The sequence below is a fragment of the Microbacterium sp. M4A5_1d genome, assembly GCF_053345465.1.
On record NZ_JBKFAD010000003.1, the window covers coordinates 254,569 to 269,055 of the forward strand.

The window sequence follows — 14,487 nt, forward strand, 5'->3', positions numbered from 1 at the left end:
TTGCATGCCGGTGACCCGCACCGTTTCAGTGCGGGAGCTACACGAGCGCGCTGTATCGCGCCCACAGGCGTTCGGCGAGCGCCTTCTCCTGGGCTGTGCCGTTGCGGCGGACCCGGTCGATGCGTCGGATGAACGTCATGGCGAGGACGTCGGCTTCCTCCTCGGTGATCGAGGTGAACACGGTGCCGCGGTCGGCGGAGTTGCCTCCGATGGTGCGGGCGCGGCGTGCGAGGAGTGCCTGCTCGGCTCGGTAGAAGTCGTCGTAGATGCGCCGCTCTGCGGCTGTCATGGTCGATCTGACCATCGGGTCCCGCTCACCCGCTACGAGGGCGTCGTAGCGGGCCGCACGGGCGGTGGTGACCGCTTCCGTACCGACTCGGTAGACCCCGCGGCCTCGGCCGGCTGCCAGATAGCGCTCGGTGCTGGGCTCGTTGCCGCGCAGGTTGCCGCCGGCGCGCTGCGGCCCGATGACGTAGCCGTGTTCCGTGAGAAGGCGGATCGCGTCGTCGCGGTCGGTCGCTTCGGCGTAGATGTCGTCGACCGTTCGCCGCTTCGGGCGCTTGCCGGCGCGGGTTCGTCTGTTCTCGACGGATCGGATGTTGACGACACGGTTGATATCGGCGCCGTCGCGGATGGCTTGCGCGTCGGCCTTGCCCCAGATCCGGTCCTGCATCTTCTCGTCGAGCGATCGGAAGTACGCGTAGGGGTCAACGGTGAGGTCGCCGGCGGTCGACTCCTGTGCGGGGATGTGCCGACAGTCGCAGTTCGGGTGGACCTGGAACCCCTGGTTCCACTGGAACCACTTGCCCGCCAGCCCCACGCAGAACTTGCACGAGGGCGGGTTGAGCATCCGCACCCAACCCTGCACACCGGGGCGGACTGTCATCGCGGCGGCGACGGCCTCCCGGTTCGCTGCGCGGACGCTGTCGAGCACGACGCCCTGCAGCCAGTCCCCCGCCTCGGCGAGCGCGAGAGCGGTCGTAAGGCCGGCGCCAACGGCTTCCTTGGCTCGGATGGTGGCGCCCTGCATGAGGGTGTCCAGCGGGCGTCCGTCTTCGGTGACGCCGGCGAACGCGTGCGGGACGACATCGGCGACCGGAGGGGCGTCGACGTCGGTCTCGAGCAGCACAGCGCCGACGTACGCCGCACCGGTGGCGGCCGCGGTGAGCTGCGCCGCGGCGACGGTCTCGAATGCTGGTGCGGCGATCAGGGACCAGGAGGCGTCGAAGTCATCCGACATCGACGCCCACAGGCCCCCGACCTCCGCGGCCGCGGCGACCGCGATGCCCTGCTGCAGCTGGTAGTGGTCAACTGCCGCCCGTGGGAGCATCGACGACCTCCGTCTGGTCGGTCACCTCGCCCGCGGGCGGGGTGACGTCCTGGAAACGTCGCGCTGCCAGCGCGAGCCGGGATGCGAATGCTTCGTCCTCGGCGTCGTCGAGCCACTGGCTGACCTTCTGCGGGGTCGCGCCGGGGATCATCTGCCAGGCGCCCTTGCGGGGGAAGCCCTGCGAGATGAGCTTCACGATCGCGTCGATGATCTGCGAGAACGAACGCGCCTCGGCATCGGCCCACACCGTCTCAGCGGTCGATTTGAACTCGCCCTCGCCACCGGAGGCGTGCCACGCGAGCTCGGCGAGCGCAACGTTCCCTTCGCCCGCGGAGAGCTGCAGCTCCTTGACCAGCGACGCGAGCGTGGACTCGGCGCCAGCGAGCGCGTCGCCGGAGAGGTTCGACATCTGGGAGAGGAGGTACTGCGGCGGGATCTGGCCGGTGGAGAAGAACTGCACCAGGAACGACTCGAGCACCTCGATGTAGTTGCTCAGGTCGGACTCGGGCAGGTCGAACACCCTCGTGTCGCCGCCGGGGAACGCCAGCAGCCGGTCCACGCCAACGCGGCCGGGGGTGTTGAGTACCGGGATTGCGTTGCCGTTCGCGTCGACGGCGGGGGTGCCGTCGGGGTTCTTCTTGTAGAGGAAGTTCCCGTCCTTGTCGGTGGCGCGCGGGTCGAAGCCGGTCACGATGCGCTGCCGGAACGCGGAGAACTGCATGGCGAGCAGCGTGTTGAAGCGGATCGTGTTGATGGCGTCCTGCTGCGGGAGCAAGGAGTCCATCGCCGACCACGGCTTGCCCATGCCGTCGATCGTGTAGTCGTACAGCGCGAACGGAACGCGCTTCATCCCGTGGTTGCCGTCCGTGACGTGTCGCCACTCGGTCGTGCCGGAGTAGCCGCCACGCTCGAAGCGCATCATGCCCTCGGCGTCGTAGACGATGCCGACGGTGCGTTGCCGGGTGATTGCGCCGAGCGCATAGCCGGGAAGGATGAGCTGTGACCCGGCCTCAGAGATCTCGTCGACGGCGTAGATCTTCGCCGCCCACAGCGGAGTGAACGGATCGCCCGGGTCCATCTCCACGTGCACGAGCAGCAGGGACTCCGGGCGGATGATCGGCTTCGACTTCTCGGCGAGGTTCGGCCAGCACGATGCAATCCCGCGTCCGTGCATGAGCATCGACTCGTAGACCATCGACTGCCGCGACGCCCACTTGTTCGCCTGGAACATCGCCCACACAGCCGCGTCGGTCTCTTCGCCCATGTCAGTGCGGATCGAGTCAGCACGAAGACGCTGCACGGGCGCGGACTTCGCGATCGAGAAGTAGTTCGCGATCGACTGCTCCTGCAGGTCGCGGTACTCCTGATTCACACCCTGCGGAGCGTACGGGAGGTCCTGCTCACCACGGTCGTAACGCTCGCGCTTCTCGATCTGCGGCTTGGACTTCTTGAGCTCGTGCTCAGCGCGGACGAGGCGGTCCCGTGCAACTGCGATCTCCACCCGGGACCCCCTCTCGCTAGTTGAACCCGTAGTACGTCGACGACGTCTGGTGCTGCCGTTTGGTCAGGTCTCCCGCCGCGATCGCGTCGAGCGTCGCCGCGTGGGCGAGAGTGCTCGACATCGCGAGGTCGATCTTCTGCGTGTCAGACGGCTTGCCGAGGATGTACGTCTGCCCCGGCCGCGCCCGCACCACCGCGTTGCGCATGTGCTGCGCGGTGAACTGGCACCCGTCATGCCGAAACGACGCCGACGGGTTCGTGATGTCGGTGCGGAACCGCTCGAGCTCGGCGTGCATCTGCTTGGTCCGGTAGGTCTCCCAGCCGATGAACACCTTGTCGCCGTACTTGCCCTGCAGCTCCTGCAGCTCGGTCCCCCACAGCGGCGGATCGAAGTACGCCCGCACGACCTCGAAGCGGCGCATGATGTCATGCCAGGCGGTCATGACCTCGTCACGCGGGATGCGGTGCCCCGGCCAGCGGGCCGGGTTCCAGATCGCGCGGCGGGTGTCGCCGAAGTAGGTCGGGGTGAACTGGAACTGATCGAACGTCTCGAGCCGGATGCCCGTCCAGTCGTCGACATCGGAACCGTCGAAGCCTGCACACACGGGCACGCCCTTGGGGCGGTCCCGCACGAGCACCTTGTCGCTCCACAGGTGCTTCTCCGCCGGGTCGTACTCGTCCATGCCCGCTTCGGGCAGCCACGACCCGGAGCCGGCGGAGCTGATGTTGCCGTAGAAGCGCGCGGCCTCGGCCGGGTCCTTCCGCAGCAGCTTCACCGCGTCGACCTCAATACGGTCGAGGTTCACCCACCCGCCGATGCGCACCCCGTGCCGGTCCAGCCGGACAGCGGAGTCGCCGTAGACGTGCCGGTGGATGCGGGCGCGGTCCTTCGCGTTCGTGTACGACAGCCCGGCGAGCCGGCCATCCTTGAAGTCGACGAAATCCGTCGGGTCGCCGGCTTCCTCGATCTCCTGCGCGACGCTGTTCTCCGCGAGGTCCCACGCGTTCGTGGTCAGGAACGACCGGCCACCGGTCCCCGAGAGGCCGCGGTACTGCGTGGAGGCGAGATAGCGCATGTTCGGCGACACCCACGTGCCGACCTCATCCTGCGGCGCGAACGTGATGCGCGCACCGAGGCGCGAGAGGGCTTTCGACGTCACCGGTTCGATCCAGCCCGAGCCGGGGAGGTTGATGCGGTCGACGCCGGTGTCGGTGATGATGTCCGCGAGGGGGCCCTCGTCGATCATCGGCCGGAGGACCTTCCAGATGTTGTCGGTCTGGTCTTCGGAGTAGGCGGTCACCTGGATGATCGGGGTGGGCCACGGGCGGCCGACGGGCTCGCCGTAGGCGTCCCACCCGGCGAAGACGACGGGGGCGACGGCCTCGGCGTTGATGAGCGCGGACGTGAGCGGGGCCTTGCCCCACTTCTGCGGCTTCACGATGAGCGACCGCACGTACTCCCATGCGGTCTGCCACTGGTGCTGTGACGCGTCGGGGCGCAGCCGGTAGTGGTTGACGATGATCGCGAGCTGCTCGTCCGTGAGAGTGAACGGCTTGCCCATATCTTCCCCGTCGGGGATGACGCAGTATTCCTCGATCCAGTCCGCCACCTGCCAGCCGAGGGACGGGAACTCGCCGTCCCACTCGGGACCGCGCCACGGCATTACTTCACAGCACCCATGATCTTGCGGCGCTGCTCGGGCGTGCGGCCGCCGGCGCTCGTCTCCGACGTCGAGCGCTTCTCATCCCGCTTAGCGGCGAGCTCGTCCTCCTTGATGACCCACTCGAGGCGCTTCATCGCCATCGGGGACAGGCCGAGGCGGTCCTCGAGCTGTCGAACCTCGCCGAGGAGCGCCGCGGTCGCGGTCTCAGGGGTCTCGACGATCTGCAGCAGCATCGCGTAGCGAGCGACGACACGGTGATACCCGAGCTTCTCCCACGCCACCGCCTGAGGCGTCTTCCACAGCGATGCCCACACCGTCGGCACACGCTTGCCGGTCTTGATAGGGAAGGCGGGCGCGCGGCCCTCGCGACCATTGGCCGGCAGGGTCATCGCGGCGGGCCGCTTGTTGCGTCGGCGAGCGTTCGGATCTGGCGCGGGACCGGGCATTTCGACCTCCGATCGCAAGGCTCAGAATGTACGGGTTTGAGGGTTTCGGGACCCGACCCTCGGAACCCGTACGGCGCTTTTTTGCCATCCCCGGCGGTCCGCAGCCCGCGCCTTCGAGGGGGTCCCCCCACCCCTCCGACGGTGTCGGTCAGGGGCGGCGCCGAGGGGTTCGGCGGGTCGAGGTTCGTCGGTTGCATGCCTCGTGCTCGGGTCCGCGGTGCTTCGTGCGGTCCTGGTCATCGTGGCCGAGGTCCCAGCGAGCACCGGGCTCGATCTTCTTGCCGCACCGTCGGCAGCTCACGCGGCCGGTGGCAACCTGCGGCTCCCATTGCTTGCGCAGTCGGTCGTGACTGGCGTCGTAGCCGCGATCCTGTCGCGACCCGCGCTGGTGTTCGTGGTCGCGTCGATGCTGGATGCAACGTGTGGCTGTGGTTAGCACCGGGCATCCCGGCTCGGAGCAGACGCGGGTAGCTCGACGGTGCGGATGGAACGCGGCTGCGGCCTTCTCGCTCGCTCCCATCAGGCTTCTTGCTCGAGCTCGAGACGATGGCGGTGTACCAGGCCGAGGCTGACGTGGAACGACTGCCGGTCCGCGTACTCGAGCAGGTAGCGCGTTGTCTCGTCGTCGAAGTCTGCAGCATCGCCGTGGGCGACGATCAGGGCGTAGCCGTTGACGAGCGTGCTGTCGTTCTCAGCTTCGGATGCGATGTGCTCGGCGATCGCGGCGTCGAGAGCTGCCTTCGTCTCGGCGCTCACTCCGGCCTCCGTTCGACAGAGAGGGGCGACGTCGCCGTCACCCCTCTCGCGTTCGACAGCGTCGCGCCGTCGATGCCGCCGCTACGACGCGGCTGTCCCGCTCACGCCGAGTGTCAGTCGACCAGCGGAGTTCGACGTCTCACCAACCGTCAAGCGACCGGGGCATCGGCCTGCAGAGTGTGTGTCGCGCGGTGATGAGACGAAGCAGAAGCGGGGGCGGCGCCGCAGGAACCCGAGACCCGGCGCAACGCCCCCGACGAGACGACAAAAGCCCCACCGATTGGTGAGGCTTTGTCATAGTTCTCGTGCACGCACAGCGTAACACGAAACGTGATGGTCCCGGTACTTCCGCGGATGCTGACTTCCGTCAGGTCGCCGCGGCCTTGAATCGTCCTCTCTCGCGTTCCTGGTCCATGCGCTCTCGGGCGGAGTCGACGTCGGAGGCGCGGAACCATGACACGGTCTTGCCCGGGCTCGGTCGACCAGACGCGAAACGCAGGACGCCAGGCTCGCGGATCTTCGCGACGGGCAGGATGATCTCGCGCTTCACCCAAACGCGCAGCTGCTGCTCGGAGATCCCCGCTCGCTCGGCCGCGTCGCGCGCTGCCAGCAGTGGGTCGTACCACTCGCGGACGGGCGAGACGACGACCAGGCCGGCCGGCTCTTCCTCGTCGGGGTAGACGAATCGGTCTCGGCGCTCGGTTCCCCATCGGGCGTGTGCGTCAGCGAGTGACCACTCGTCGGCGTATTCGATGGGTGTGTGTTGCTCGAGGATGTCCGCCAGCAGGGGCGCGGCGGTGTCGGGATCACTCAGGGCGGCGTCGAGGACCTGGCGGCCGGCGCTGATCCACGGCCGCCAGCCGCGGAGCTTCCGCCCCACGACGTCGGTCGCCTCGAGGAGATCCGCATCTACCTGGTCGGGCGCCGTGGCAGAGGTCGAGCCGCCGGACGCAGCGGAGTACACGACAGCCTTGCCCTGCTGGGCGAGCGATCGCATGCGGCCGAGGATGTCGGCTGCGCTGTGCAACAGGAAACGGACGCGGCGGTAGCAGCGGTCGCAGATGAGGGTGCCGTCGACGGTCTCCACGGGGGCGCATCCGGGGCAGACGATCGGGTCGACGGGGTCGTAGCTCTTGCAGTCGGCGTAGTGGACGTCGGCCTGCAGGCATCCGTTGATGCAGCGTCCTTCGGGGATGTCAGAACGGTAGGTCATCGGGGGTCTCCTGCTGCTCCTCGAAGATGGCGAGCTGTTCCATGTAGCGGCGATTGGCGAGCCACTGCCTGCGGTATGCCGCCGCGGTGCCGCATGGCCCGCATGGAACAGTCGTGGTGCCGTTGGGGTGCTCGTGACATCCGATGGGCGGAGCGTTGAGCAGGTCCGGGCGTGCAGGTCTTGAGAGCACCGGCTGAGCGGGGCCCTGCGAGGCCCAGCGGGTCGCCCATTCCTGCGCTTCCGCGTCCGCCCGTGCACGTGCTCGCTCGCGCGCTCTCGCTCTCGCGCGTTCTCTTTCCCTCTCGCTCTCTCCAGCCGGTGAAAATGCCGGCTGCGGGGCGAAGGCCGGGCCGGGTGCTGGCGGGGCCGTGAGCGGCGCTGTGGGCGCCTCGCAGGGCAGCGGCAGCATCACGAGCCACTCCCCCGCTTCGTCGGCCCACGTGCGTGCATGCCCGGCTTCCTCGAGCATCACTACGTGCAAGATCACGAGCTCCGTCGACGCGCTCGTCGACATGGTCGGGTACAGCTGCGCCGCGATCCTCTCGGGGTGCAGCCGCATCGGCGACGTCCCCGCCAGCATCCGCAGCCCGAGCGCGGTCGGCGCGGCCTCGAGCGGCAGCCCGAGCACGTTGGGCACCATCGAGTGCCCGTCGCCATGCGGCGGTGGCTGGGGGGTTGTGTCCAAAGTCGTTCCCTTCTAGTGCGAAAGCTCGCTGGCATACGTCGAATGCGAGCTGTAGGTCTTCGCGCTCCACGAGGAAGCACTCCGACCAGCCGCGGCCGCGGTAGAGGATGCGGTCAGCGCGGTGGAGGCCCTCGCCGGTGGGACCGGTGAAGGCGGGGTCGAACAGGCGGCGCAGCACGCGGAGGCCGGCGGCCTCCCACGAGCCGTCGGTATCCTCGGCGTCGAGCAGCACGATCGCGCCGGTGCGGCGCATCTCCTCGAGACGGGACCCGCGGAACGCACGCCCGATCTTGAGAACGCCGAGCTCGGGCCACCACACGATGTAGGTGTGCCCGTACTTGAGCATCCGCGACGGATCGCGGACGCACTCCCGGCACGACAGCGCGCGGTCGCTGCGCAGCGCACGCCCCTGCTCGATCGTCCGCCGGCCACAGACGCAGATGCAGCCCCACACGGGCTGTCGAGCGCCGCTGGGGGCGATGCGGTCGGGTAGACGGGTCTTGACGGTCAGCAGCCCGAAGCGACGGCCGGTGAGGTCGATGAGCGCGCCCACTACGAACCACCCTCGGCGAGCGCGTGTGCAGCCTCGAGCCTAGCCACGACGCACCACCCCCAGTAGCTTGTCCACATGAGGCTCTCGCAGACGAAGACCGTTGACGGCCGGACGTACACCCTGACGTGCGATGCCTCCATGGCCCCCGGAATCGACGACTACCTCTGGCGCGCATTCGATGGATCGGGTGAGACGTTGGATGTGACGCAGGAGGAATTCGAGCAGTACGGCCTCGACGGGTAACCGAGGCCTAGACATCGTCGCTCCTACGGTTCGTGTGGTTGGTGACGGGCCACCCGATCCAGTCGTCAGCGTCGGTCGTGATGCGCCACACAAGCACGAGCTCCTGCGGTGGCTCGTCCGGGTCTTGGACGAACTGCGCCTGAGCCCGAGCCCACGCCTCATCAGGAGTGCCCGAGTCGCCGGGATACCAGAGCGCGTCGTGGTCCCAGACCTCGCCGTCTTCCTCTCGCACGGCCGTTCCGTACTGCAGAGCCAGCGTCAGCGGGGTCCCTGCGATCGTGACTTCGAGCTCGGTCGGTAGAGTGCTCACTTTTCGCTCCTGTCCCCTGTCATGAGAGCCATTACGTTGGCCGTCATGACGTCTGTGATTGTCGTGATGTACGCCGTGTCCGCCGCCCTACCTGTGGCGGCCGTGGTCCACGCCTTCTTTCGGGCCCGAGCGGCCGCCAGCGCCTTGAAAGAGATCACCTTGAACGGCGCGGTGGGATATGGCGGCGTGAGCCCCGATCTCGAGACTTTGACGCGGGAGTTCCTCAATCGGCCTCGAGCAGCGCTGTGGGACATCACGCTCCTCGGTGGAGGCGTCATCGTTGGCGCGGCCGCTTCGATCCTTGCTGTCCTGTTCCCCGCGCCGTCCTGATCGGTGACTTGCAGACTGCTGGTCATGCGAGCTCGTCTCTGGCAGGCCGGCGGATGCCGAGGACCTGCTCGGCGAGTGCGCGGGCGCGGGTGGTGTCGGTGGTGGCGTCGGTGCGGAGTTGGCCGTCGCGGGTGGTGATGGGTTCGGCTTGGTTGCGTTTGATGTTGAGGGTTTGGAGGATGGCGGGGTCGGAGCCTTCGTCGGTGTGGAGGAAGTACGCGACGGGTGGGGCGTCGTCCATGCCGCCGCGGCGGACTCGGCCGATGCCCTGCTCGTGGACTGCGGGTGACCAGTCGAGCTCACCGAAGACGACGATGTTGGTGGCGAGCTGCAGGCCGTCGACGCCGGCGCCGGAGCGCAGCGACATGATGAGGATGCGGGCGTCGCCGTTGACGAACGCGTCTTCGGCTTCGGCCTTCTGCTTCGGCGACTCGGTGCCGGTGTACATGACCGGCTTGTAATCGGCGAGCGCGGTGAGCCAGATGTCGTAGACGTCGCGGTGCCATCCGAAGAGGACGAGCTTGCGCTCGGATTGGAGGATCATCTTGACGAATTCGGCGACGTAGGGGGCTTTGGCGACGCCTGTGGCGTGGCGGAGTTTGAGGTCGAGGTCGCCGGATGCTTTCCACCGGTCGGTGCGGTTGGCGTTGCCGTCGAGGATGAGGCGGGCGAGGGCTTGCATGTCGCCGGCGATCTTGTCGAGCGCGGCGGGGTCGGCGTCAACGAGCTGGGGCACCTTGACGATCTTGGGGAGTTCGCGGCCGACTTCGGCGCGGGAGCGGCCGAGCATGACGCCTTCTTCGCGGAGGTAGGAGCCGAGGGCGGCGGGGTCGGTGACGACCATGTGCTGCTGCTGGTAGGAGCCGACCCATTCGCGTGCGAATTCGTGGGCGGTGCCGAGGACGCCGGGGGCGATGATGTTGTAGAGCTGCCAGATGTCGCCGGCGTAGTTGACGACGGGGGTGGCGGTGAGGCCGAGGACGAACGCGGCGTCCTTGGACACCTGTGCGGCCGCAGCGCCCTTGTTGGTGTTGATGCCGTTTCGGAGCTCCTGGACTTCGTCGAAGATGACGGTCGCGGCCCACCCTTCGAGGTGGGAGCGCCACCCGTCGAGTCGGGAGTACGGGACGATGAGCACGTCGGGGTGGTCGCCGGCGACGAATGCGTCGGTGGGGGTGGTCTTCTTCGCGAGCTGCACGTTCAGCCACGGGAAGGCTTCCTCGAGCTCGGTCATCCAACGGCGCGGGAGGTGCGTGGGCGGGACGACAAGCGCCGGAAGGGCGTCGTCGTGCACCAGGTTGAGGAGACCGGTGTAAGTCTTTCCGAGGCCGAGCTCGTCGGTGAGGATGAGGCGGCCCCGGGCGCGAAGCAGCTCGACCGCGGCGAGCTGGTAGTCGCGGGGCTCCTTGAGCGGCTGCATCGGGAGGTGCAGGCGGTGGCCGCGGCCTTCGGTGACGCGGGCGACGGCTTCCATCGTCTCCCGGTGTTCGGCGGCGCCGGCGCGCAGACGTGCCTCCGCCTCGGGGCGGAAGGGGCGCAGCGGGAAGCGCTCCATGAGCCATTCGAGGTCACGGGCGACGTCGTCGGCGTCGGTGATGACGAGCTCCCCCGACCGGTCGTGGCGCACACGGGTGAAGATCCGCTTCGCGCGGATCGCGACGTTCGGCTCGACCCTCAGGCCCCAGATGCCGCGGCTGCTGCCGACTCCCGGGCGGAAGTCGTAGATGCCGTAGGTGCGGGTCACAGGCCGGCGCCCTTCACCCACAGCGAGCGAACGAGCTTGCCGTTGAACTCCGGCGCACCGTCATTCTCGATGCGCTGCTCGGGACGGGTCGTCACCAGGATCAGCGCGGAGATCTCCGGGCACGCGGAGTAGCGCGCGAGCTGGCGGTGCACGGCGCCGGCCTGGCCCGCGATCTTCACCTCGATGCCGACGTCGCCAGACATGATGTCGATTCGCGAGAAGCCATCGGAGAGGCGCACCTCCCGGTCGGCCCGGATGCCAGCCGCGGCGAGCGCGGTCGCGATGCGGTACTGCAGCTGCTCCTCGTTCGCGTAAGGCATGTTCGCGTCCTCGAGGACGTTGACGATCTCGTCGACGCGTTGCGCGGCCGCGAGAGCCGGGGCGTCGTCGTGGACGCTCATCGGGCGTTGCCGAACATGCGGCGGATCGGGGTCGCCGCGGGCTGCGCGATCGCGACCTGCGACTCGAGCAGCGCGACGCGAGCGAGGGCGTCGTTGAGCTCGACTGTGGTCTCGGCGAGCGCGGTGTTGGTGGTGTCACGCTGTTCCTCGGCATCGAGTGCTCTGAGCTGCGCGCCGATCTTCTGGTGCTCAGCCGCGGTGGCGCGGTCGGTGGCGGCGGCCCACCGGCGGAGGGCGAACTCGAGGCTGTTGCTGACGGTGGTGAGCTGCTCGAGGAGGATCGCGTTCTCGGCTTCGAGGCGGGCGGCGAGACTGCGTGCCTGTTCGACGTCGTGGGAGACGGCGACGTCGGCCCACTCGGGGCGGCCGGGGATGCGGTTGGCCAGCTGTGCGAGGTCGGGCAGGGCGTAGAGAGGCGCGCACGGCACTTCCATGTCGATGCGTCGGCGGGTCTCGTCGAGGATCTCGAAGTACCGGGCGTAGTCACCAGCGGGCGCGAACTCTTCCGGGAGCTCGGCTGCGGCGCGCGATCGCGCCGGCTCGACCGGCTCGGAGTCGTGGTCGGTCGTGTGCACGTCGGCGGGTGGGGTTTGGGCGGCCTCGACGTCCGGTTCGGTGGCAGCGGGCTTGGTCTCCATCGGCGTGCGATGCGCGAAGAGGTACGCGTTGACGACGCCCTTCTGCACGCTGCCGCGAGGGTTGACCTCGATGCCGTTCGCGCGCGCCCACGTTCGGATGACGGACTGCGACGGGATCTGGGGCGCCGTGGCGTCCACCGCCGGCGTCTCGGTCGGTTCGGTGGGCTCTGTGGGTTCGGTCATGGTGGGTTCCTCGGTCTCGTGTGCCTGCTCGTCGGCGGGCTCGATGTGCTCGGACGGTTCGGTGGGTTCCGTCGCGTGGGCGGAGCACGCACACCCCGCGACGGCGTCGGCGACGTCGTCCCACGCGGTGCCGTCGCAGTTGGGGTGCTTGCCGGCGACACACTCAGGGCAGACCGGCGGGGTGGGTTCTGTGGTCACGGTGGGTTCCTTCGTGGTCGCGGCGACGCGCTCCTGCGCTTCCTTGCGTGCGGCGTACCGGGCGATCGCTTCCTCGACGTCGGGGGCCGCGGCGATCGGGTACTCGTCTTCGGGGGCGATCGCGTCCGCGCTCGGCTTCGTGGGTGCGATGCCGAGGCGGCGCGCGATCGCGGCGGCCGGCATGTTCCGGCCGTAGAGGTTCATGTATCGCCGTTCGCCGGACTCGAACCGGATGTGCGCTGTCTCGCACGTGAGTCCGTGCACGGGAAGCGCGGGGCACTTCGAGTGCTGGGTGCACCCGCGGGCGTAGCCCTCGGGTGTCCCGTGCTCGAGCCGGCGGGGGCTCATTCGGATGCAGCTTCCACGGCCTGCCGCGCCTCGCGCGCGGCGCGACGCTTCTCGCGGTCCTCGAGCTCGGCGGTGTGCTCGTCGATGAGGCGCTGCTCGATGTCAGCAAGCGGGTAGCCCCATGCTGCGAGCTGGGTGAGGTAGGGCCCAAGGGCGGTGTGCTGACCGAAGCGTCCGTACTTCGGGTTTCCCGCGGGGTGCTCGACTCGCGCGATCGCGAACGCGACCAGGAGGCGGAGCTCGTCGGCGGTCGATGCCTTCTGCAGCACCTTCTCGAGGGTGCCGAGACCGTCGTTCGAGTAGAAGTCGGGGTGGCCCTCAACCTTGAGGCCGAGCAGCTCCCACGTCAGGACCTTCGCGTCCTCGCCTCGGGCCTGCTCGTATCGGAGCGCGTCGGGGTGCTTGAGCATCGCCCGGACGATCCACGCGCCGACGGTTTCGAAGGTGTGCTTGCGTGGCAGGAAGGTGTCCTTGAGCCAGGCGCGGCGGACGGTGGTCGCGGCGAGCATGTCAGCGCGGTCCTCCCGCTTCTTACGCCGCGCCGCCTTCTCCTCATCGGTGAGCGGCCCCTTGCCCCCTCCACCGCTCGCGTAGGCGTGAGACACGAATCCGTGCTTGTCGGGGTGACGGAGGAAGCAAGAGGCGCCCGCCTCGCTACCGTGCTGCGGGTACACGACGGCCACGCGACCGTCGATGCCAGCGACGTCGTCCGCTTTCAGCGGCGTCTTGGTGGCGTCGTCCGCCCGGTGGAGGTCGCGGAGCGAAGTCGCGTTGGCCGGGCGGGTGTATCCGTACTGGTACTCGGACCGGATGACTTCCCACCCGTCGCGCTCGAGCTGCAGCGCGAGCTCGTCGACGCGGCGCTTCTGCTCGCGATCGCGGCGGATGCGCTCGGCCGCGTGCTCCAGCTGCTCGGGCCGCTCCTTCACGATCTCGCTGAGCTGCTCGAGCGCGCTCTCGTCCGACTCGAACTCGGTGAAGACCGCGGCCTGCTCGAGCGAGATCTTCGACGCGGCGAGGGCGGCCTTCGCGGCTGCGGACTCGGCGACGGCGAGCGCGGTCTGCACCTTTGCCTTGGGGCTGTTGGTCTTGCGTGCGATCTGCTCGGTGGTGACGCCGAACTCGAACTGCAGCTGCGCGTATGCGGCCGCGGTGTCGGCAGGGGTGAGGCTCTGCCGCTGCTCGTTCTCGGCGAGCTGGGCGACGATGCGGGCCTGCTCGGCTTCGGTCTGGGTGCGAATGATGACGGGGATGGTGTCGAGGCCGATCTCCTTCGCTGCGAGGGTGCGACGCTGGCCCATCGTGATGTGGACCTTGCCGGCGTCGTCGCGCCAGCCAACGGGCGGCTGCAGGATGCCGTGGTTGCGGATGGAGGAGACGAACGACTTGTCGACGTCGACAGTCCGGCGGACGTTGGTGTCGATGACGACGTCGACGGTGGCGACGTGGTCGATCTGTTCGGTGGTCATGGTGGGTTCCTTCGGTCAGAGCGCTGCGAGCAGCGACTCGATGGTCAGGTGGATGCCGTCGGCCATGAGGTACATGAGCTCGGGCTCGGGCAGCTCGCCCGGGATGAGGATGTGGAGCGACTTGTCGGGGTGGCCGGCGAAGTACCCGGCTTCGAGGTGAGCGCTGCGACCGCACGGGAGAAGGAGCACGCCGAGGTCGCACGACTCCATCGCGTCCCAGTCATTCGCGAAGCCGCGGGCGGCAGTGTCGGTGGCGAGCGCCTGCGTGAACGACCACGGGCTCCACGACTCCCAGGCCGGGTCGATGTCGGACCAGCGGAAGCCTCCAGAGTCGTCGCCCGCGCTTAGCGACCCCCACGGGAGGTCGGGGTTGCGGAAGTCGTAGACCTGGTGGCCGTCGGTGCGCAGGCGGAACAGGGTCTCGACCTGCAGGGTGTTGCGCCAGGAAGACGCGAGGTAGATGCGTGACATGGGGT

The 14,487-nt window shown here is 68.6% G+C and carries 15 protein-coding genes; 2 read left to right on the forward strand and 13 right to left on the reverse strand.

Annotated features, from left to right (window positions below):
- Nucleotides 1-37: 37 nt before the first annotated feature.
- From ACLBWJ_RS13100 to ACLBWJ_RS13130, 7 genes are all read right to left on the reverse strand, one after another.
- Nucleotides 38-1,330, reverse strand: a complete 1,293-nt coding sequence (locus ACLBWJ_RS13100) for a VG15 protein (RefSeq protein WP_447660484.1) — start codon at nt 1,328-1,330, stop codon at nt 38-40.
- Nucleotides 1,308-2,831: a phage portal protein gene (locus ACLBWJ_RS13105; RefSeq protein WP_447660485.1), complete on the reverse strand. Its 1,524-nt coding sequence runs from the start codon at nt 2,829-2,831 to the stop codon at nt 1,308-1,310. The genes ACLBWJ_RS13100 and ACLBWJ_RS13105 overlap by 23 nt, the downstream gene beginning before the upstream one ends.
- A gap of 16 nt (nt 2,832-2,847) precedes the next feature.
- A complete protein-coding gene (locus ACLBWJ_RS13110; protein ID WP_447660486.1) occupies nt 2,848-4,494 on the reverse strand; it encodes a hypothetical protein in 1,647 nt (548 codons plus the stop codon).
- Nucleotides 4,494-4,940 carry a phage terminase small subunit gene (locus tag ACLBWJ_RS13115; protein ID WP_447660488.1) on the reverse strand — a complete coding sequence of 149 codons (447 nt, stop codon included), beginning with the start codon at nt 4,938-4,940 and terminating at the stop codon, nt 4,494-4,496. The genes ACLBWJ_RS13110 and ACLBWJ_RS13115 overlap by 1 nt, the downstream gene beginning before the upstream one ends.
- 519 nt (nt 4,941-5,459) lie before the next feature.
- Entirely contained in the window at nt 5,460-5,696 is a 237-nt protein-coding gene (locus tag ACLBWJ_RS13120) for a hypothetical protein (RefSeq protein WP_447660490.1), read from the reverse strand.
- 367 nt (nt 5,697-6,063) lie between these two features.
- Entirely contained in the window at nt 6,064-6,909 is an 846-nt protein-coding gene (locus ACLBWJ_RS13125) for a hypothetical protein (protein WP_447660491.1), read from the reverse strand.
- On the reverse strand, nt 6,893-7,549 hold the full coding sequence (locus ACLBWJ_RS13130) for a hypothetical protein (protein ID WP_447660493.1): 657 nt from the start codon (nt 7,547-7,549) through the stop codon (nt 6,893-6,895). The genes ACLBWJ_RS13125 and ACLBWJ_RS13130 overlap by 17 nt, the downstream gene beginning before the upstream one ends.
- 673 nt (nt 7,550-8,222) lie before the next feature.
- On the opposite strand from ACLBWJ_RS13130, the gene ACLBWJ_RS13135 reads away from it, so the two are divergent.
- Nucleotides 8,223-8,390 carry a hypothetical protein gene (locus ACLBWJ_RS13135; protein WP_447660494.1) on the forward strand — a complete coding sequence of 56 codons (168 nt, stop codon included), beginning with the start codon at nt 8,223-8,225 and terminating at the stop codon, nt 8,388-8,390.
- 7 nt (nt 8,391-8,397) lie between these two features.
- Here the strand turns inward: ACLBWJ_RS13135 and ACLBWJ_RS13140 are convergent, their stop codons facing one another.
- On the reverse strand, nt 8,398-8,700 hold the full coding sequence (locus ACLBWJ_RS13140; RefSeq protein WP_447660495.1) for a hypothetical protein: 303 nt from the start codon (nt 8,698-8,700) through the stop codon (nt 8,398-8,400).
- A 45-nt stretch (nt 8,701-8,745) separates the two neighbouring features.
- Between ACLBWJ_RS13140 and ACLBWJ_RS13145 the strand changes: the two genes are divergently transcribed.
- Nucleotides 8,746-9,030: a hypothetical protein gene (locus tag ACLBWJ_RS13145; RefSeq protein WP_447660496.1), complete on the forward strand. Its 285-nt coding sequence runs from the start codon at nt 8,746-8,748 to the stop codon at nt 9,028-9,030.
- Between the two features lie 22 nt (nt 9,031-9,052).
- Here the strand turns inward: ACLBWJ_RS13145 and ACLBWJ_RS13150 are convergent, their stop codons facing one another.
- Genes ACLBWJ_RS13150 through ACLBWJ_RS13170 form a run of 5 tightly spaced genes read right to left on the reverse strand, consistent with a single transcriptional unit; the run spans nt 9,053 to nt 14,482 of the window.
- A complete protein-coding gene (locus ACLBWJ_RS13150) occupies nt 9,053-10,774 on the reverse strand; it encodes an SNF2-related protein (RefSeq protein WP_447660497.1) in 1,722 nt (573 codons plus the stop codon).
- Complete coding sequence (locus ACLBWJ_RS13155; protein WP_447660498.1) at nt 10,771-11,175, reverse strand: hypothetical protein; 405 nt, start codon at nt 11,173-11,175, stop codon at nt 10,771-10,773. The genes ACLBWJ_RS13150 and ACLBWJ_RS13155 overlap by 4 nt, the downstream gene beginning before the upstream one ends.
- A complete protein-coding gene (locus tag ACLBWJ_RS13160) occupies nt 11,172-12,542 on the reverse strand; it encodes an Lsr2 family DNA-binding protein (RefSeq protein WP_447660500.1) in 1,371 nt (456 codons plus the stop codon). Before ACLBWJ_RS13160 ends, ACLBWJ_RS13155 begins: the two co-directional genes overlap by 4 nt.
- Nucleotides 12,539-14,011: a ParB/RepB/Spo0J family partition protein gene (locus ACLBWJ_RS13165; RefSeq protein ID WP_447660502.1), complete on the reverse strand. Its 1,473-nt coding sequence runs from the start codon at nt 14,009-14,011 to the stop codon at nt 12,539-12,541. Before ACLBWJ_RS13165 ends, ACLBWJ_RS13160 begins: the two co-directional genes overlap by 4 nt.
- A 15-nt stretch (nt 14,012-14,026) precedes the next feature.
- Entirely contained in the window at nt 14,027-14,482 is a 456-nt protein-coding gene (locus tag ACLBWJ_RS13170; protein ID WP_447660503.1) for a hypothetical protein, read from the reverse strand.
- Between the last annotated feature and the right edge of the window lie 5 nt (nt 14,483-14,487).